The organism is Telluria sp. ZB4P37 (assembly GCF_059685855.1).
The window spans coordinates 165,969-183,320 of record NZ_JCASID010000011.1 but is presented as its reverse complement, the minus strand read 5'-3'; the positions used below and the strand labels follow the sequence as shown (position 1 = coordinate 183,320).

17 protein-coding genes are annotated in these 17,352 nt (G+C 64.5%); 8 read left to right on the top strand and 9 right to left on the bottom strand.

All coding sequences use genetic code 11. The features are described 5' to 3' along the window. Nucleotides 1-199 precede the first annotated feature (199 nt). Together AC56K1_RS17325 and AC56K1_RS17320 are read right to left on the bottom strand one after the other, a co-directional pair. Complete coding sequence (locus tag AC56K1_RS17325; protein ID WP_497159034.1) at nt 200-868, bottom strand: class I SAM-dependent methyltransferase; 669 nt, start codon at nt 866-868, stop codon at nt 200-202. 16 nt (nt 869-884) lie between these two features. Continuing rightward, nucleotides 885-1,823: a CysB family HTH-type transcriptional regulator gene (locus tag AC56K1_RS17320; protein WP_497159033.1), complete on the bottom strand. Its 939-nt coding sequence runs from the start codon at nt 1,821-1,823 to the stop codon at nt 885-887. A gap of 212 nt (nt 1,824-2,035) precedes the next feature. Between AC56K1_RS17320 and AC56K1_RS17315 the strand changes: the two genes are divergently transcribed. From AC56K1_RS17315 to cobA, 6 genes are read left to right on the top strand one after another with little or no spacing between them, the layout of a single operon-like run. Next, nucleotides 2,036-3,724: a nitrite/sulfite reductase gene (locus AC56K1_RS17315; RefSeq protein ID WP_497159032.1), complete on the top strand. Its 1,689-nt coding sequence runs from the start codon at nt 2,036-2,038 to the stop codon at nt 3,722-3,724. Beyond that, a complete protein-coding gene (locus tag AC56K1_RS17310) occupies nt 3,717-4,274 on the top strand; it encodes a DUF934 domain-containing protein (protein ID WP_497159031.1) in 558 nt (185 codons plus the stop codon). The genes AC56K1_RS17315 and AC56K1_RS17310 overlap by 8 nt, the downstream gene beginning before the upstream one ends. A gap of 10 nt (nt 4,275-4,284) precedes the next feature. Next, nucleotides 4,285-5,001: a phosphoadenylyl-sulfate reductase gene (locus tag AC56K1_RS17305; protein ID WP_497159030.1), complete on the top strand. Its 717-nt coding sequence runs from the start codon at nt 4,285-4,287 to the stop codon at nt 4,999-5,001. Between the two features lie 23 nt (nt 5,002-5,024). Then, nucleotides 5,025-5,963 carry a sulfate adenylyltransferase subunit CysD gene (gene cysD / locus AC56K1_RS17300; protein ID WP_497159029.1) on the top strand — a complete coding sequence of 313 codons (939 nt, stop codon included), beginning with the start codon at nt 5,025-5,027 and terminating at the stop codon, nt 5,961-5,963. After that, on the top strand, nt 5,963-7,273 hold the full coding sequence (locus AC56K1_RS17295) for a sulfate adenylyltransferase subunit 1 (RefSeq protein ID WP_497159028.1): 1,311 nt from the start codon (nt 5,963-5,965) through the stop codon (nt 7,271-7,273). The genes cysD and AC56K1_RS17295 overlap by 1 nt, the downstream gene beginning before the upstream one ends. Before the next feature lie 16 nt (nt 7,274-7,289). After that, entirely contained in the window at nt 7,290-8,009 is a 720-nt protein-coding gene (gene cobA, locus AC56K1_RS17290; RefSeq protein WP_497159027.1) for a uroporphyrinogen-III C-methyltransferase, read from the top strand. A gap of 45 nt (nt 8,010-8,054) precedes the next feature. On the opposite strand, the gene AC56K1_RS17285 is transcribed toward cobA, so the two are convergent. The 4 genes from AC56K1_RS17285 to lptF all read right to left on the bottom strand — a co-directional run bounded on the left by AC56K1_RS17285 (nt 8,055) and on the right by lptF (nt 13,219). After that, nucleotides 8,055-10,304 (bottom strand): DUF4214 domain-containing protein, encoded by a 2,250-nt coding sequence (locus AC56K1_RS17285; protein ID WP_497159026.1) that lies wholly within the window; start codon nt 10,302-10,304, stop codon nt 8,055-8,057. Nucleotides 10,305-10,506: 202 nt separating this feature from the next. Further along, nucleotides 10,507-10,875 carry a sirohydrochlorin chelatase gene (locus AC56K1_RS17280; protein WP_497159025.1) on the bottom strand — a complete coding sequence of 123 codons (369 nt, stop codon included), beginning with the start codon at nt 10,873-10,875 and terminating at the stop codon, nt 10,507-10,509. Further along, the gene (lptG, locus tag AC56K1_RS17275) at nt 10,875-12,059 is read right to left on the bottom strand and encodes an LPS export ABC transporter permease LptG (RefSeq protein WP_497159024.1); all 1,185 of its coding nucleotides are present in this window, start codon (nt 12,057-12,059) and stop codon (nt 10,875-10,877) included. The genes AC56K1_RS17280 and lptG overlap by 1 nt, the downstream gene beginning before the upstream one ends. Further along, on the bottom strand, nt 12,056-13,219 hold the full coding sequence (gene lptF / locus AC56K1_RS17270) for an LPS export ABC transporter permease LptF (protein ID WP_497159023.1): 1,164 nt from the start codon (nt 13,217-13,219) through the stop codon (nt 12,056-12,058). The genes lptG and lptF overlap by 4 nt, the downstream gene beginning before the upstream one ends. 97 nt (nt 13,220-13,316) lie before the next feature. Here lptF and AC56K1_RS17265 point away from each other — a divergent pair, with 97 nt between their 5' ends. Then, on the top strand, nt 13,317-14,819 hold the full coding sequence (locus AC56K1_RS17265) for a leucyl aminopeptidase (RefSeq protein WP_497159022.1): 1,503 nt from the start codon (nt 13,317-13,319) through the stop codon (nt 14,817-14,819). 180 nt (nt 14,820-14,999) lie between these two features. On the opposite strand, the gene AC56K1_RS17260 is transcribed toward AC56K1_RS17265, so the two are convergent. From AC56K1_RS17260 to AC56K1_RS17250, 3 genes are read right to left on the bottom strand one after another with little or no spacing between them, the layout of a single operon-like run. Next, nucleotides 15,000-15,446 (bottom strand): hypothetical protein, encoded by a 447-nt coding sequence (locus AC56K1_RS17260; protein ID WP_497159021.1) that lies wholly within the window; start codon nt 15,444-15,446, stop codon nt 15,000-15,002. Between the two features lie 42 nt (nt 15,447-15,488). Further along, entirely contained in the window at nt 15,489-15,683 is a 195-nt protein-coding gene (locus tag AC56K1_RS17255) for a DUF1653 domain-containing protein (protein ID WP_497159020.1), read from the bottom strand. Further along, nucleotides 15,680-16,033, bottom strand: a complete 354-nt coding sequence (locus AC56K1_RS17250; RefSeq protein WP_497130938.1) for a phiTE_015 family protein — start codon at nt 16,031-16,033, stop codon at nt 15,680-15,682. The genes AC56K1_RS17255 and AC56K1_RS17250 overlap by 4 nt, the downstream gene beginning before the upstream one ends. Nucleotides 16,034-16,585: 552 nt before the next feature. Here AC56K1_RS17250 and xth point away from each other — a divergent pair. Next, nucleotides 16,586-17,350, top strand: coding sequence for an exodeoxyribonuclease III (gene xth, locus AC56K1_RS17245; RefSeq protein WP_497159019.1), 765 nt, complete (start codon nt 16,586-16,588; stop codon nt 17,348-17,350). Nucleotides 17,351-17,352 lie beyond the last annotated feature (2 nt).

The window sequence follows — 17,352 nt, the reverse complement described above, 5'->3', positions numbered from 1 at the left end:
TTTGTAACCCGCAGTGCCGCAATGGTACTGCTGGACGATGGCGAGCTTAAATTGCTCACTGTACTTCGACATGAAAAAACCCCAAAAGTTGGTGTCCAACTTTTGGGGTTCAGTTCACGCAGGCGCCCTTCGAGAATTACAGCGGATGGCAAGGCCGGCTCACGTCCACCGTATCGCCATCCTTCCTTGCCGCTACCTCCTATTTCAACCGGCAGGTCAGCGCCCAGCACGAATCCCAGCGCCCGATCTTGATCTCGCGGACCGCCGTGCCAAGGCGCTTGCGCAGGGCGCTGTCGGTCGGGTAGTTCTTCGGCAGCTCGTGGCGATTGCCCTCGGCGTCGACGAAATTGGCCCAGGTATTGCCCTGGGCATCCGTGCGCGCCACCGTCGGGCTCACGCCTTCGACATATTCGTCGTCGATCAGCACCAGCAGCACGTCCTTGCCAATGCGGGCGCGCAGGCCGGCCAGGAAGGCATCCTGCTGCTCGCGGCGCAAGTGCGACCACAGGAAGCCGGCGAACACGGCGGTGATCTTTTCGTCGGCGCCGATATCCGCCGGGATGTCCAGCGCATCGACCACGCGGTACAGCACGTTGTCCAGCCCGTCGCCATGCTCGCGCGCCACTGCCAGCATCGCCTCGCTGATGTCGGTGGCGATCACCGACCTGGCGCTCTCGGCCAGCACATCGGTCCAGTAGCCGGTGCCGCAGCCCAGCTCTAACACGGTGTGCCCGCGCATCAGTTCGGTGACCTGCTCGGCCACGTCGTCGAGGTCGTCCTGGCGGTCCTCATCGGCTTCGTCGTGGAACTGGCTGTCGTAGTGGTCCGCGATGGCGGTGAAGAATTCCGCGACCGGATTCGTATTCATGGTGTTTCCCTGGTTCTCAAAGTTCATAGTTCTCGCCGCCGCGCATCGCCGACTCGACCATCTTGCGGTTGAGCGTCGGTGCCAGCAGTTCAATGAAGGTATAGATATAGCTGCGCAGGTAGGCGCCCTGCTTGACCGCCACCCGCGAAATGTTCATGCCGAATAGCTGGCCCACGGGAATCGCGCGCAGATTGCGGTCGCGCTCGGGGTCGAAGGCCATGCCGGCGATGATGCCCACGCCCATGCCCAGCTCGACATAGGTCTTGATCACATCGGCATCGATCGCTTCCAGCAGCACGTCCGGCTTCAGGCTGCGCAGCCCGAAAGCGTGGTCGATCTTGCTGCGCCCGGCGAAGGCGGCATCATACGTAATCACGGGGTAACTGGCGATCTCTTCCAGCGATACCGCCTTCGAGCGCGTGAGCGGATGCTCGTGCGGCACCACCAGCACGTGTTCCCACTGGTAGCAGGGCAAGGTGATCAGGCCGTCGATGGAGGCGATCGATTCGGTGGCGATCGCCAGGTCAGCCTGGTCGTTCTTGACCATGTCGGCGATCTGCTTCGGATTACCTTGCAATAAAGACAAGCGCACCTTCGGGTATTTCTGCATGAAGGCCTGCACCACCTTGGGCAGCATGTAGCGTGCCTGGGTGTGGGTGGTGGCGATCGTGAAGCTGCCGCTGTCATGGGCGGCGTATTCCTTGCCGATGCGCTTGAGGCTTTCGATCTCCTGCATGATCAGCTCGACCGACTGCAGCACCAGGCGGCCCGGCTCGGTCAGCCCGCGGATGCGCTTGCCGTGGCGGGTAAAGATATCCACGCCGAGCTCTTCCTCGAGTTCGATGATGGCTTTCGAGACGCCCGGCTGGGAAGTGAACAGCGACTTGGCCGCATCGGTCAGGTTGTAGTTCTGGCGGACGGCTTCGCGCACGAAGCGCAGCTGGTGAAGATTCATGAAGTGGTGGTGGCCTGTTGACTGTTCGCGTAGCAATGTTTTGCAAATCCTGCATCAGATGACATTTTAAGATGCTTATTCAAGTTACGCATATAAGCAAATGAATTCTCCGTAGTTTGGAATATATAGAGCGGTCCGTACACTGGGTCCAACCATTTAATGGGTGGACAATGTTTGCCGCGTTGGCAAGGTCCGCCCCTCAGGAAGAGACCATGTACCGCTACGACCACTACGACCATCTCATCGTGCGCGAACGCATCGCACAATACCGCGACCAGGTGCAGCGCCGCCTGAACGGTGAGCTGCTTGAAGAAGAATTCCTGCCCCTGCGCCTGCAAAACGGCCTCTACATGCAGCGCCACGCCTATATGCTGCGCGTCGCCGTGCCCTACGGTTTGCTGTCCTCCGCCCAGGTACGCATGTTTGCCCATATTGCCCGTAAGTACGACCGCGGATACGGCCATTTCACTACCCGCCAGAACATCCAGTACAACTGGATTGAGCTGGAACAAACCCCGAACATCCTGGAAGACCTGGCATCGGTCGAGATGCACGCCATCCAGACCTCGGGCAATTGCATCCGCAACATCACCACCGACGAATTCGCCGGCGTCGCGGCCGACGAGATCATCGATCCGCGTCCGTTCGCGGAAATCCTGCGTCAATGGAGCACCTTCCACCCGGAATTCATCGCCCTGCCCCGCAAATTCAAGGTCGCCATCAACGGTGCTGTAGAGGACCGTGCCGCGATCGCCATCCACGACATCGGCCTGACCCTCGTGCACAACGAGGCGGGCGAAGTCGGCTTCAAGTTCATGGCCGGCGGCGGCATGGGCCGCACCCCGATCCTGGGTTCGGTCATCCGCGACTTCCTGCCATGGCAGCACCTGCTGACCTATACCGAAGCCGTGATGCGCGTGTATAACCAGTACGGCCGCCGCGACAACAAGTACAAGGCCCGCATCAAGATCCTGCTCAAGGCCCTGGGTGTGGAGGAATTCACGCGCCAGGTCGAGCTCGAATGGCTCGATTTGAAAGACGGTCCGGAAACCCTGTCCCAGGAAGAATTCGACCGCGTGGCCGCCTGGTTCCAGCCGCATGGCTATGCCCAGCTGGAAGACAGCGATCCGACCGCTGCCCACCCGGATAACCGGGCCTTTGCCAACTGGCTCAACCGCAACGTCAAGCCGCACAAAATGCCGGGCTATGCGGCCGTGCTGCTGTCGCTCAAGAAAACCGGCGTGCCGCCTGGCGATGCCACCGCCGAGCAGATGGATTTCGTGGCCGACCTGGCCGACCGCTACAGCTTCGGCGAAGTGCGCGTGACGCACGAGCAGAACCTGGTGCTGGCCGACGTCGAGCAGAGCAAGTTGTTCGAGCTGTGGCAGCTGGTGAAGGCCAAGGGCCTGGCCACGCCGAACATCGGCCTGCTGACCGACATGATCGCCTGCCCGGGCGGCGACTTCTGCTCGCTGGCGAACGCCAAGTCGCTGCCGATCGCCGCCGCGATTGGCGAGCGCTTCGACAACCTCGACTTCCAGCACGACATTGGCGACATCGAACTGAACATCTCGGGCTGCATCAACGCCTGCGGCCACCACCACGTGGGCGCCATCGGCATCCTGGGCGTGGACAAGGATGGCAGCGAGTGGTACCAGGTCTCGATCGGCGGCTCGCAGGGAAACAACGCCGCCATCGGCAAGATCATCGGGCCCTCGTTCTCGGCCCTCCAGATGCCGGAAGTGGTCGGCCGCCTCTTGGAGGTCTATGTGCGCGAGCGCTTCGAGGGCGAGCGTTTCGTCGACACGGCCCAGCGCCTCGGGGTTGCGCCATTCAAGGAACACGTCTATGCCACGCCGATCGTGGCGGGCGCACTGGCTGGGGAAGACCACTATGCTTAATACGCACAAGCAGATCATCAAGGGCCGTGAAGTTGTCGACGACGACTGGAGCGTGCTGCGGCTCGACGAGGGCGACACGCCCGACACCGTCGCTGTCCCGGAAGGCAGGATCGTCGTGCCGCTCGCCGTGTGGCAGGCGCAGCGCGAAGTGCTGGACAAGCGCGCCGAAGTCGGCGTCTGGCTGGCGGCTGACGAGCAGGCTGCGGCGCTCCGCGACGACCTGGGGCGTTTCGCCGTGGTCGCGGTGGACTTCCCGAAATTCTCGGATGGCCGCGGCTATTCGATCGCCTTCAACTTGCGCCGCCGCCTGAACTACACGGGCGAGCTGCGCGCGATCGGCGACGTGCTGCGCGACCAGTTGTGGCCCCTGTCGCGGGTCGGCTTCGACGCCTTTGCTACCCGCCAGGACCGCAGCATCCACGACGCGCTCAAGGGCTTGACCGTGTTCTCGGAAACCTACCAGGGCTCCGTGGACCAGCCGCAGCCGCTGTTCCGCCGTGCGCCGCGCGGCGCGCCGCGCGAGCTGAACGACGTCGGCGCGGGCATCTGAGGATATCGAGATGAGCGATCTCCACCGCCGCGTCGAAGAAACCCAGGCCATCCTGGCGCGCATCGCCCGCGATTTTTCCCCGGCCGTGTTTGCGTCCAGCCTTGCGGCCGAGGACATGGTCCTCACCGACCTGATTCTCAAGGCCAAACTGCCGATCGCGATCTTCTCGCTCGAGACCGGCCGCCTGCACGCCGAGACCCTGGACATGCTGGCGCGCGTGCACGAGACCTACGGATATGAGATCGCGCTGTACAAGCCGCAGCCTGACGCGGTCGAGGCCTATGTGGCGCAGAACGGCCTGAACGCCTTCTACGACAGCGTCGAGATGCGCAAGGAATGCTGCCGCATCCGCAAGGTCGAGCCCCTTGGCCGTGCCCTGGCCGGCAAGCAGGCCTGGCTCACCGGCCAGCGCCGTTCGCAGTCGACGACGCGTGCCGAACTGGCGGTCCAGGAGATTGACTCGGCGCACGGACTGCAGAAGTTCAATCCGCTGGCCGACTGGTCGGAGGACAACGTCTGGGACTACCTGCGCACCAATGGCGTGCCGTACAACGCCCTGCACGACCGCGGCTATCCGTCGATCGGCTGCGAGCCCTGCACCCGGGCGGTCCAGCCGGGCGAGGACGTGCGCGCCGGGCGCTGGTGGTGGGAAAACCCCGAATCGAAGGAATGCGGCCTGCACGTGGTCGACGGCAAACTCATACGCATCAAACCAGTGGCTGCGTAAGCATTCACAACAAGGCAAACAACATGACGACAGTATTCGACAACCCGGGCGTACTCACCGCGGTGAACGCGCGCCACCTCGACGCCCTGGAATCCGAGGCCATCCACATCCTGCGCGAAGTGGCGGCGGAATGCAGCAACCCTGCCCTGCTGTTCTCGGGCGGCAAAGACTCCGTCGTGCTGCTGCGCCTGGCCGAGAAGGCTTTCCGCCCCGGCAAATTCCCCTTCCCGCTGGTGCACATCGATACCGGCCACAATTTCGACGAAGTGATCGCCTTCCGCGATGCGCGCGTCGCGGAACTCGGCGAGCGGCTGATCGTCGGCTCGGTCGACGAGTCGATCCGGCGCGGCACGGTGCGCCTGCGCAACCCGGCCACCGACTCGCGCAATGCGGCGCAAGCCGTGACGCTGCTGGAAACCATCGCCGAACACGGTTTCGATGCCTGCATTGGCGGCGCCCGCCGGGACGAGGAAAAAGCGCGCGCCAAGGAACGCATCTTCTCCTTCCGCGACGAATTCGGCCAGTGGGACCCGAAGGCCCAGCGCCCGGAACTGTGGGACCTGTATAACACCCGCGTGCACCCGGGCGAGAACATGCGCGTGTTCCCGATCTCGAACTGGACCGAGCTGGATGTGTGGCAGTACATCGCCCGCGAACAGCTGGCGCTGCCGCCGATTTATTTTGCCCACGAGCGCCGGGTGATCCCGCGTAACGGCCTCCTGGTGCCGCTCACGCCCCTGACCCCGGCGCGCGAAGGCGAAACCGTTGAAACCCGCACCGTGCGCTTCCGGACCGTCGGCGACATCTCCTGCACCTGTCCGGTGGCCTCGCATGCCAGCACGGTCGAACACATCATCGCCGAAACCGCCGTCACCGACGTGACCGAGCGCGGCGCGACCCGGATGGACGACCAGACCTCCGAAGCCTCGATGGAAAAACGCAAGAAGCAAGGATATTTCTGATGAATGCCATGACCGACAATCTGCACCAATCCGGGCTGCTTCGTTTCATTACGGCCGGCTCGGTCGATGACGGCAAGAGCACCCTGATCGGCCGCCTGCTGTTCGACAGCAAGGGCATCTTCGCCGACCAGCTGGCCGCCGTCTCGCGCTCGAAGCACAAGCGCACCGTGGGCGACACCATCGACTTGTCGCTGCTGACCGACGGCCTGGAAGCCGAGCGTGAACAGGGCATCACCATCGATGTGGCCTACCGCTATTTCGCTACGCCCAAGCGCAAGTTCATCATCGCCGACACCCCGGGCCACGAGCAGTACACCCGCAACATGGTCACCGGCGCCTCGACCGCCGACGCGGTGATCATCCTGGTCGACGTCTCGAAGGTGAAGCTGGGTATGGATGGCAGTGTCGAATTGCTTACCCAGACCAAGCGCCATTCGACCATCGCCAAGCTGCTGCAGATCGAGCACGTGATCGTCGCCGTCAACAAGATGGACCTGGTGAATTACGACCAGGGCGTGTACGACCGGATCGTCGCGGCCTATGGCGAATTCGCCGCCTCGCTCGGTTTGAAGGACGTCACGCCAATCCCGCTGTCGGCCCTGAGCGGCGACAACGTGGTCGATGCGTCGAGCAAGATGCCGTGGTACCAGGGTCCGACCCTGATCGAGCTGCTGGAGTCGCTGTCGGTCTACGACGAGTCGCACGCCGCGCCCTTCCGCTTCCCGGTGCAGCTGGTGGCGCGCCACAATGGCCACGAAGCGAACGACTTCCGCGGCTACATGGGCCGCATCGAATCAGGCCGGGTGGCGGTGGGCGACAAGCTGGTAGTGCAGCCGTCCGGCCAGACGGCCACCGTCAAGGAGATCGTTACTTTTGATGGCTCCTTGCCGTCGGCCGCGGCCGGCCAGTCGGTGACCCTGCTGCTGAACGAATACCTCGACATCTCGCGCGGCGACCTGCTGGCCAGCAGCGAGCAAGCCGCCACCCAGCTCAAGCAGGTCGTGGCCGACGTATGCTGGATGGCGGACGAGCCGCTCGATGCGCGCCGCAAGTACTGGATCAAGCACGGCACCCGCCAGACCGGCGCCAAGGTCACGAAGGTCGACAGCATCCTCGACGTGAATACCCAGCAGCGCCATGCCGCGGATGGCTTGAAGCTCAACGACATCGCGCGCGTGCACCTGACCGTGCAGCAGCCGCTGGCGGCCGACGCCTATGCCGACAACCGCGCCACCGGGGCCTTCATCCTGATCGACGAAGTCACGCACCAGACCGTCGCAGCAGGTATGATCCGTCTGGATCAGGCTTAACGGGCGAAGGAGAGGTATGGCGCAGGCGCTGGGGAAAGTCTATCTGGTTGGCGCCGGCCCCGGTGCGGCAGACCTGATCACGGTGCGCGGTGCGCGCCTGCTGGCCCAGGCCGACGTCGTGCTCTACGACGCCCTGGTCATCCCCGAGATGCTGGCGCTGTGCAGCCAGGCCGACCTGATCGCGGTCGGCAAGCGCTCGGGCCAGCGCTCGATGGCCCAAACCCTGATCAACGAGCAGCTGGTCGACTGCGCCGGCAAATACCAGCGCATCGTGCGCCTGAAAGGCGGCGACCCGATGCTTTTCGGGCGCGCCGACGAAGAATTGCGCGCGCTGGAAGCGGCCGGGATCGACGTCGAAGTCGTCCCCGGGATCACCACCGCGGTGGCGGCGGCGGCGGCGGCCAAGCAGCCGCTGACCAAGCGCGGGGTGGCGCGCAGCGTCGCCTTCTTCACCTCCAGTACTGCCCCTGACCACCCCGACCATCCGGCCCTGCCGGAGACCGACACCCTTGTCCAATATATGGGCGGGCGCGAAGCCGCGGCCACTGCCGAGCGGCTGCTGGCGGAGGGACGGCGGCCGGATTTGCCTGTTGTCGTGGTGGAGAACTGCAGCCGGGTGGATCAACGCATCTTGCGCTTGAGCCTGGCGGATCTTGCACATGGGCTGGAGCCGGGGCATGGGCCGGTGCTGGTGATGCTGGGCGAGGCGCTGGCTAAACGCGAACATCAACCGTAGGGTGATCCCCGCGCGGGCGGGAGACCCGCCCGCCCTACGAACATCCTATCCCCAGGGCGTAAACTCGATCCCGTTCGTGATCGACCCGATCACCTGCGCCTGGTTCTCCGCACTTTCGCTGAACAGGCCCAGCACGTGCTCGCGCGGCATGTCACCCGCCAGCACGCCCATCCAGTAGTCGCGTCCGGCCCCTTCGGCACTGCGGTGCAGCACGTTCTGGTACAGCAGCTCGACGAACTGGGCGTCGCTGGCGTTGGCGCCGTACAGGTCCGCGAACTCGCGGCTGTTGGTGAAGCCCGCCGCCACCTGGTCCAGCGCCTGGCCGCCATCCATCATCTTGATCCAGTAACCGAGCCCGCCCTTGTCGGGGGCGCGGTTGAAGGCGGCCGTGTACAGGCGGTAGGCCTGGCCTGCGATGCCGTCGACGTCCAGTGCGACCGCGGTATCCAGGAATTGCAGGCGCTCGACGTTGACCAGGGTGTCGATGCCGCCGCTGCCGAGGCGGTCGTTGACGGTGACGCCGGCCGCGGTGCGCTGGATGTCGAACAGGCCCTTGTAGCCAAGGTATTCCATCGTGTCGATGCCGCCCAGGCCATCGATCTTCTGGCTTCCTGCGGCTGCCTTGAGCAGGTTGGCGCCATTGCTGCCGCTGACGGCCGCACCGGTGGACGAGCCGCCGCCGGAGCTGACCGGGGCCGGTGCGCTGCTGCCCGAAGGGGCAGGAGACGGCGCCGGCGCCGGCGCCGGTGCCGGTGCGGGCGCAGGTGCCGGTGCCGGCGCCTGCGACACCACCACGCTTGGCAGGGTCGCCACGGTCACGGCGCCGTGCAGCACGCGTGCCTCGACCTGCACCGTGCCATCGGCCTGGGTATCGATCCAGGCCGCGGCGAAGCCGCCGTCGGCCAGGGCGGTCAGCACCGGGGCGGTCTGGTCGCCCTGGCGCATTTCGTTGATCGCGAATTCGCGCGCGTCGAAGGCGCTGCCGTCGGCGCCGAAGCGGCGGCCGAAGACCCCGTTGGCGTCGAAGTCGCCCGACTGCGCCTGCCAGCCGATGACGAAGCCGCCATCGGCCAGGGCCGTTGCCGACGCATCGAAGCGGCCGGCGCCGGCGTCGACGTTCGCCTGCGTCACCTCGCCGGCCCGCTCGCCGCCAGCATTGAAGCGCTGGAAGAAGATGTCGCTGCCGCCGAAACCCCAGGGGTTGTTGGCATAGCTGTCCCAGGCCACGACGAAGCCGCCGCCGGCCAGGCCGGTGACGGTCGGCAGCGGGGCTGCCGTCGCGAGGCTGGCGGCCAGGCCGTCGCTGCTGACCAGCAGCGGCGCGCCGCCGGCGGTGGCGGCATACACGTTGCCGTCGTTGATCTCGCCCCAGGCCACCACATAGCTGTTGCCGCTTGCTGCGATGCTCGGGCTGAAGGCGCTGCCGATCGTGCCGTAGACCTGTTCGCCGCCCATCAGCTTGCCGTTGGCGTCGGCCGTGCGCACGTGCACCTGGCCGCTGCTGCGCCACGCGATGGCGAACGAGCCGTCGGCCAGCACCGCCACGTCTGGCATGGCGGTGTCCGCCGTGATGCCGCTCACGCCGATCTCGGCACCCGCGGCCCCGTTGGCGTCCACGACGCGGTAGGCGATGTGGGTGCCGCCGGCGACCGTGCTGGTAAAGGCCACCACCGCGCGTCCGCCCGGGAGCGCGGCAAGCGCCGGCGCGCCCTCGACGGCGGCATCAATGGCCGAGCTGATGGCGAAGGTCGCGCTGCTGGCCACGCCGGACGCGGTGCGCAGCTGGCCCATGATGGCGCCGCCGCCGCTAGCTGCCTGCCACACCGACATGAACCCGCCGGTGCTGAGGGTGGCAAGGTCCGGGCCCGCGGCCGGGGTGGCCGCGCCGAGCGTGAAGTCGCTGCCGAATCCGGCCAGGGCGCGCATGCTGCCCGCTTCAAAGGTGTAGACCAGGGTCTCGGCGACGCCCTTGCCGGGCAGCGGGTTGCCGCTGCTGTCGAGCTGGTAGCGGTCGTAGTAATGCACGGTGATCGTCGCCGCGCTGCCCGGCTCGGGCAGCAGGTTGGCGTTGTTGATCACCAGGCGCGCCGTTTCATCCGTCGCCGGGTTGTACGAGAGCGAAAACAGGCCCGGCACCGATTGCGCGTCGATCACCCAGCGCCCGCCCCAGAACTGGCCCCAGTCGATCGGGGTCAGCGTCGCGGCGACCTCGCCGGTGCGCAGGGTGGTTAACAGGACGTCGCGGTTGTCGACGATGCCGGCTGGTGCGTAATCAGTAGTGTCGGTAGTGCTCATGGGGGCGCGTTTCTGGAGGACCGGGCCCGCGCAGGAAGCAGGGGCCGCAACAGAAACGATGATGCCCGATGACAACTTTAATTTGAAGAAGGAAATTAAATTCTTTTCGGCAATATGGCACCGATCCAACGGAATCTTGCCCCTTTTGCCAAGGGTGTTAACGACCCGTTATCGGGAAACCGGACACGCCCGGTGCTTTGTGCTACCCCAGCGAACGCAGGCAATAGTCAAGCATGGCGGCCTGCACGCCGGCGTCTTCGCCGATCGCCCCGGCCACCTGCAGGCGCAGGCCGGGATGCGCTGTGCGGATGGCGTCGGCCAGCAGCGGCAGGTCGCGCAGCAGGTGCCCGCCCTGCCCCAGGAAGACCGGGACCACGGTGATGTCGTCGACGCCGTCCTGCACCAGGGCGTCGACCGTGGCCGGCAGGCGCGGCTCCATCAGTTCGAGGAAGGCGAGCAGCACGCGGCAATCCGGCAGGCGCGCCTGGGTGGCGTCGCGCAGGCGCTCGAAGGGCGCGGCCCAGGAGGCGGCGCGGGCGCCGTGGGCGAACAGGACCAGGGCGCGCTTCATCAATGCCTTTCCACCCACCACAGGGCGCCCAGCGCCAGCAGCAGGAACAGGGTACTGGGCGCGGCGGCCGTGAAGAAGGCCGGCAGCATGGCCAGCACCCCAAGGTGGGCGAACAAGGCATTGAGCAGCAGAAAGCTCACGCCGATCATGATGCCGACGAAAATCTTCAGGCTCACGCCGCCGCTGCGCGTGTGCAGGTAGGCGAAGGGCAGCGCCAGCGCCATCAGCACCAGGATCGACAGCGGGTCGATGATCTTCTTCCAGAAGGCCATCTTGAAGCGCTCGGTCTCCTGGCGATTCTCGGCCAGGTGCTTTGTGTAGACCGCCAGTTCGTTGGCCGACATGCGCTCGGGGTCGGAGCGCGACACCGACAGGATCTTGGGCGTGATTTCCGAGGCCAGGTCGAAGGAGGCCAGCTTGCGCGTGCTGACGGCCGCCGTGTCCTGGCCGAAGCTGGCCTGCAGGCTTTGTCCCTGGGGCCGCGGGCTGCCCGGCGCCGGCAGGCTGCGGCTGTTCGAGAACATGGTCTCGGTAACCCCGGTCAGGCGCCAGGTATTGTTGCCGCTGTAGTTGCCGCCGCTGGCGGTGATCAGGGCGCGCATGCGCATGTTGGCGTCGAACTCGTACAGCCGCACGTCGACCAGCTGGCCGTCGGGACGGATCTGGCGCACGTTGAAGAAGCGCGTGCCGATGACCGGGCCGCGCACGCCCTCGGCATGGATGCTGTCCTTGGTCCACATCCCGGAGCGGAAATCAGCCGACAGGGTCGAGCCCTTGGCGGCCAGGCGCACGCGCTCGGCCAGCGGCGCGGTGCGCGGCGTAATCAGCTCGCCGAACACGAAGGTGATCACCACGAACACGATGCCGATCCTGAACAGCATCCAGGCCGCCATCCGGGTCGACATCGAGGAAGCGCGCATGATGGTGAACTCGGAGCTGGCCGCGAACTGCGCCATCGTGTAGATGGTGCCGATCAGGGCCGCCACCGGCATCACCTGGTAGACGTTGCCGGGCACCAGCAGCAGCACGTAGAGCAGTGCATGCTGGATCTCGTAACCGCCCTTGCCTACCGACGGCAATTCGCCGGTCAGGTCCATGAAGGAGATCAGGGCCAGGAAGGCCACCAGCACGAAGGCGACCGCCTGCGCGATGCTGACCGCGAAATAGCGTTGCAGGGTCTTCATTCGGCCTCCGCCTTTGCCAGCGGCGCACTTGCCCGGGCCCTGGTTCTCATCATCCTGCGGCGCTTCCAGGCGTTCAGCAGCACCAGCGGATGCCAGCGGTGGTTGACGTTCAGGCGCCAGGCGAACAGCGCCAGCACGGTAAGCGCGGCGGCCAGGTGCAGCGGCCACCAGGCCACGGCGAATTCGAGCTTGCCGCGCTTGACGCTATTCTCCAGCAGCTTGTTCAGGTTGTTATAGGTGAAGAAGATCAGCAGCGCCAGGATCATGTTGGCCGAGCTGCCCGCGCGCGGGTTCACGAAGCCGAGCGGGATCGCCAGCAGCATCAGCACCAGGCAGACGATCGGCGCGGACATCCGCGCCAGCAGTTCGGCGCGCGTGTACTGGTTCTCGACCTTGAGCAGCGCGGAGGTGGGCAGCGCATTGATCGGGGTGTCGGCGCCGAGCACCGGCACCTTGGTCGCCACCCGCATCTTGTAGCGCTCGAATTCCATCGACTGGAAATCGGCCTGGCCTGGCGTGCCCTGGTAGCGACGGCCGTTGGTGAGCACCAGGTACTGGCCGCCCTTGGCGTCGGACTCGATCACGCCTTCCTTGGCCACCACGATCGAGTTCGCCTTGCCGTCATTCGAGTTGACGAAGACGTTCTGCACCACGGTGGCGCCGGCGGTGGAGCGCTCCACAAAAAACACGCGGTCGGCGGACGACGATTCACGGAACTGGCCCGGCGCCACGCGCTTGAGGTCTTCGCGCTTCTGGAAGCGCTCGACGAATTCGGTGCGCTTGAACGCGGCCCAGGGCGCGACATACATCGACAGCACCGCCACCAGCAGCATGATCGGCAGGCCGAAGCCGAGCACCGGGCGGATCCAGCGCCGCAGCGACATGCCCGAGGCGAACCACACGACCATCTCGGAATCGCGGTAGCTGCGCGTGACCGCGGCCAGCACCGAAATAAAGGTGGTGAGCGTGAGGATGGTTGGCAGATAATTCAGGATGGCGAAACCGATGAGGGCCAGCACGTCGCTCGAGGCGACCTTGCCGCCGGCGGCCTTGCCGAGGACGGAAATCAGGGTCCAGGTCACGAGAACGGTGAACAGCACCGTAAAGGTGGCGCCGGCCGAACTGGCCAATTCACGTTGCAGGGCGCGTCGAAAGATCATTCAATAGATATAATTGCAGGTTAGGCACGGCGGTGGCAGCACGACCGGCTCAATGACAGTTCGCAGGGCCGCAAAATCACGAAACGGAGAACCAAAAATGGACTTTAGCATAAAAGCATTCGACACCAAGAACACCCTGGCCGCTGCAAAAGCCGGCGTATTGGCAGTGGCTGTGTTCGAAAACAAGAAACTGTCGCAGGCTGCAAAAGCCCTGGATGCCAGCGGCGAGATCACCGCGGCGGTCAAGTCCGGCGACATCAGCGGCAAGGCCGGTTCCACCCTGCTGCTGCGCGGCGTCGCCGGCGTGGCCGCGACGCGCGTGCTGCTGGTGGGCATGGGCACCGACGAAGCCGTGAGCGAGAAAAGCTTCAGCTCCGCCATCGGCGCCGCCATGAAGGTCTTCGGCACCCTGGGCAGCCAGGATGCCATTATCGCATTCCCGGTCGCGGATGTGAAAGGCCGCGACATCAACTGGGCAGTGCGCGCACTCGTGATCGCGGCCAACGAAACCGAGCACCGCACCGACACGCAAAAGAGCAAGAAGGATCCGGCCATCGCCGGCGTACGCAAGATCACCATCGCGGCGGACGCCGCCAACGCCGTCACCCAGCTGAAACCCGTGCTGGCGCAGGCCGTGGCGATCTCGAACGGCATGGCGCTGACCAAGGAGCTGGGCAACCTGTCGCCCAACGTCTGCACCCCGACCTACCTGGCGAACACCGCGCGCGAGCTGGCCGGCGAATTCGGCTTCGACATCGAAGTCCTCGAGCGCAAGCAGTTGGAGGCGCTGAAGATGGGCAGCTTCCTGTCGGTGGCCAAGGGCAGCGACGAAGCGCCGAAGTTCATCGTCCTCAAGCACATGGGCGGCAACAAGAAGGATGCGCCGGTGGTCCTGGTCGGCAAGGGCATCACGTTTGATACCGGCGGCATCTCGATCAAGGCCGGTCCCGGCATGGACGAGATGAAGTACGACATGTGCGGCGCCGGTTCGGTGCTGGGCACCTTCCGCGCCATCGGCGAGATGGGCCTGAAGCTCAATGTCATCGGCATCGTGGCCGCCTGCGAGAACATGCCCTCGGGCCGCGCCTCCAAGCCGGGCGACATCGTCACCTCGATGAACGGCCTGACCATCGAAATCCTGAACACCGACGCCGAAGGCCGCCTGATCCTGTGCGACGCCCTGACCTATGCCGAGCGCTTCAAGCCTGCAGCAGTCGTGGACATCGCGACCCTGACCGGCGCCTGCATCGTCGCGCTGGGCCATCACACCAGCGGCCTGTTCGCCCGCCATGACGACGCGAGCGACGCGCTGGCCGAGGAGCTGATGGACGCCGGCCGCCAGGCCGGCGACGTGGCATGGCGCTTCCCGCTGGGCGAGAACTACAACGAGCAGCTCAAGTCGAACTTCGCGGACCTGGCCAATATCGGCAGCCCGGGCGCGGCCTCGATCACGGCGGCCTGCTTCCTCGAGAACTTCACCCGCAACTACACCTGGGCCCACCTGGATATCGCGGGCACGGCCTGGAAGTCGGGCGCGGCCAAGGGCGCGACCGGCCGCCCGGTGCCGCTGCTGACGACTTTCCTGATGAATCGCGTGTGATCGAAGTGCAGCTTGCGGGGTGAAATATTCTTTCATCCCGCAGCCATAGGTGAAATTTTATTTCACCAATATAAACAGCCCCGCTTGCGGGGCTGTTTTGTTTAGGTGCGTGGCTGCGACGCGTAAATTGGGTACCGGCCTTTGCCGGCACCTAATTTCGCCAGGCAGCCAACGCAGGTATCAAAACACCGGACTTTCCACCCGCTGCGCCGCCGCCAGCTCGCCGCGCGGCTTCACCGGCACCATCAGCACGGTCATATTGGCCGGATACGAAAACCCCGCCCCCGAATGCCGGTCCACCAGCTGCCCCAGCCCGGCGGTGAAGACGACATTGCCCATCAGGCTGCCCGCATCCGCGCGCGAGCCGACCGATTCCTGGGCCAGCCCCAGGCCCTCCTTCTTGCAGCTGACGGCCAGCGGCTTCGTGCTGCGGCTGACGGTCACCCGTCCCGGCAGGACGACGAACCAGCGGCCCAGGTCGTTGCTCAGCACGCAGCCTACCCCGCCGACTTCCTGATAGTCGAGCACGGCATGCAGTTCGAGTTGCTGTTGGGGAGAATCGGACAGCGTCGCGCAGCCGCCCAGGACGAGCGGCGCAGCGAGCAAAAGGGAAAGATAAGGCTTCATGCCCCTATTAACGGCAGGCGATGGCAAATGCTGAAGGGTGGCTCAGGATTCACATGGCGCAAAGCGCGGTACGGCCACGCCGTCGACCATGACGGTCTCGAAGAATGCGACTTTCGGACGCACCCAGACGGCTCCATCGACGCCGCGGTAGACCATCACGGGCGCATGGTCCGCTTCCAGCACGGCTTCACAGATCAGCTCGTAGAGACCGCCCTTGTAGTGGCGGTACCTCGTCAAGCCTTGGCTTCTTCCAGCGCCTTCTGTTTCTTCTTGAGGCCCTGGATCACCTTGAGCACGCCTTCGATGCCGGCGGCCTCATCCAGTTCGCTGAAGGCGTCGAGGACTTCGTTGAGCACGCGGTTGCGAACCATCGCTTCATCCTGCGTGAGCGCAGGCTTGTGCTCGGGCTCCTTGGCGACGAACTTCGACGGTGCTTCGGCCGCAGCCTTGGCGCCATGGGTCAGGGCCGCTTGCCAGATCACCCAGCGGCGCTGGGTTTCGTACACGAGGTATTCCTCGGGCTTGTCTTCGCGGCGGCGAACGATATGGCCTTCGCGTTGGGCCCACGCTTCGAATGCAGTGCGCATTTCAGTCCTTTGTAAATCGTCGTTCGGTTTCATTTGCTATCGAAAAAACAATGTTTTCAAATAGTACCATGTTGCATTGTGCCAAAGGGTCCGCACGATTGCACAAAAGCATGATGGCGTCCGAACATGTTTCAATCTGCAAATAATACAAGGTTAGTTGCACCAACGCAATAACTTTATTCCCTCGCAGAAACAGTGTTAAATTCTGCAAAGCTAGTTTAATGCTTTTGCGAATGGTTTTACAGTCCCATTCGAAAGATTCAGCAAGAAGATTTATTATTCTATTAATTTATTCTAGCACAGCAGCTTGCTGGCGGTACAAGCTTATAGGCGCATTAGCAACAATAATAGGTAGATTTGTATTAATACAAGCGTCACATCATGCAGATTATTGCTGCGGCCTAGACTTAAGGAATAACGGCCGATCAAAACCGGGCCTGGTGCCGGCAGCGACATGAGCCTGCACACCGGCCAGGCCGGGAATATGGCCTGTCCGCCCTGCCCGGCTACCGGTTATCATGCCGCTTTTACATCACGACATGCCGCTGACCCATGAAGATCGCTACCTGGAACGTCAATTCGCTGAAAGTGCGCCTGCCGCACCTGCTCACCTGGCTCGAAGCCAACCCGGTCGACGTGCTCTGCATTCAGGAGACCAAGCTCACCGACGATAAGTTCCCGGTCGCGGAAATCAATGCGGCGGGCTATCAGGTCGCTTTCAGCGGACAAAAGACCTATAACGGCGTGGCGATCCTGTCCAGGCACCCGATCGAAGACGTGCAGAAGAACAATCCGCATTTCGAGGACGCGCAGCAGCGCCTCATTGCCGCCACCATCAACGGCATGCGCATCATCTGCGCCTATGTCGTGAACGGCCAGGAAATCGGCAGCGACAAATTCGCCTACAAGATGGCGTGGTTTGCGGGACTGCACGCCTGGGTCGCTGAAGAGATGCGCGCGCACCCGCAGCTGGCCGTGCTGGGCGACTACAACATCGCGCCGGAAGCACGCGACGTGCACGACCCGGCGGAGTGGGAAAACCATATCCACTTCACGCCGCCCGAGCGCGAGATCCTGCAGAATTTCATGGCACTCGGCCTGGCGGACGCCTTCCGCCTGTTCGAGCAGCCCGAGAAGCAATACAGCTGGTGGGATTACCGCCAGATGGCCTTCCGCCGCAACCGCGGGCTGCGCATCGACCACATCCTCTTGAGCGAGGCGCTGGCCAAGCGCTGCACGGCCTGCCACATCGACCGCGAGACCCGCAAGTGGGAGCAGCCGTCGGACCACGCGCCGGTGGTGGCGACCTTAGGATAAGC

Excerpts from the sequence above, each read along its gene's own strand:
- lptG (WP_497159024.1), bottom strand. The coding sequence starts at position 12,059 with ATGAAGACCCTGCAACGCTATTTCGCGGTCAGCATCGCGCAGGCGGTC.
- AC56K1_RS17315 (WP_497159032.1), top strand. The coding sequence starts at position 2,036 with ATGTACCGCTACGACCACTACGACCATCTCATCGTGCGCGAACGCATC.
- AC56K1_RS17260 (WP_497159021.1), bottom strand. The coding sequence starts at position 15,446 with ATGAAGCCTTATCTTTCCCTTTTGCTCGCTGCGCCGCTCGTCCTGGGC.
- AC56K1_RS17295 (WP_497159028.1), top strand. The coding sequence starts at position 5,963 with ATGAATGCCATGACCGACAATCTGCACCAATCCGGGCTGCTTCGTTTC.
- AC56K1_RS17325 (WP_497159034.1), bottom strand. The coding sequence starts at position 868 with ATGAATACGAATCCGGTCGCGGAATTCTTCACCGCCATCGCGGACCAC.
- AC56K1_RS17265 (WP_497159022.1), top strand. The coding sequence starts at position 13,317 with ATGGACTTTAGCATAAAAGCATTCGACACCAAGAACACCCTGGCCGCT.
- xth (WP_497159019.1), top strand. The coding sequence starts at position 16,586 with ATGAAGATCGCTACCTGGAACGTCAATTCGCTGAAAGTGCGCCTGCCG.
- AC56K1_RS17310 (WP_497159031.1), top strand. The coding sequence starts at position 3,717 with ATGCTTAATACGCACAAGCAGATCATCAAGGGCCGTGAAGTTGTCGAC.
- lptF (WP_497159023.1), bottom strand. The coding sequence starts at position 13,219 with ATGATCTTTCGACGCGCCCTGCAACGTGAATTGGCCAGTTCGGCCGGC.
- AC56K1_RS17280 (WP_497159025.1), bottom strand. The coding sequence starts at position 10,875 with ATGAAGCGCGCCCTGGTCCTGTTCGCCCACGGCGCCCGCGCCGCCTCC.
- cysD (WP_497159029.1), top strand. The coding sequence starts at position 5,025 with ATGACGACAGTATTCGACAACCCGGGCGTACTCACCGCGGTGAACGCG.
- AC56K1_RS17250 (WP_497130938.1), bottom strand. The coding sequence starts at position 16,033 with ATGCGCACTGCATTCGAAGCGTGGGCCCAACGCGAAGGCCATATCGTT.
- AC56K1_RS17320 (WP_497159033.1), bottom strand. The coding sequence starts at position 1,823 with ATGAATCTTCACCAGCTGCGCTTCGTGCGCGAAGCCGTCCGCCAGAAC.
- AC56K1_RS17305 (WP_497159030.1), top strand. The coding sequence starts at position 4,285 with ATGAGCGATCTCCACCGCCGCGTCGAAGAAACCCAGGCCATCCTGGCG.
- AC56K1_RS17285 (WP_497159026.1), bottom strand. The coding sequence starts at position 10,304 with ATGAGCACTACCGACACTACTGATTACGCACCAGCCGGCATCGTCGAC.
- cobA (WP_497159027.1), top strand. The coding sequence starts at position 7,290 with ATGGCGCAGGCGCTGGGGAAAGTCTATCTGGTTGGCGCCGGCCCCGGT.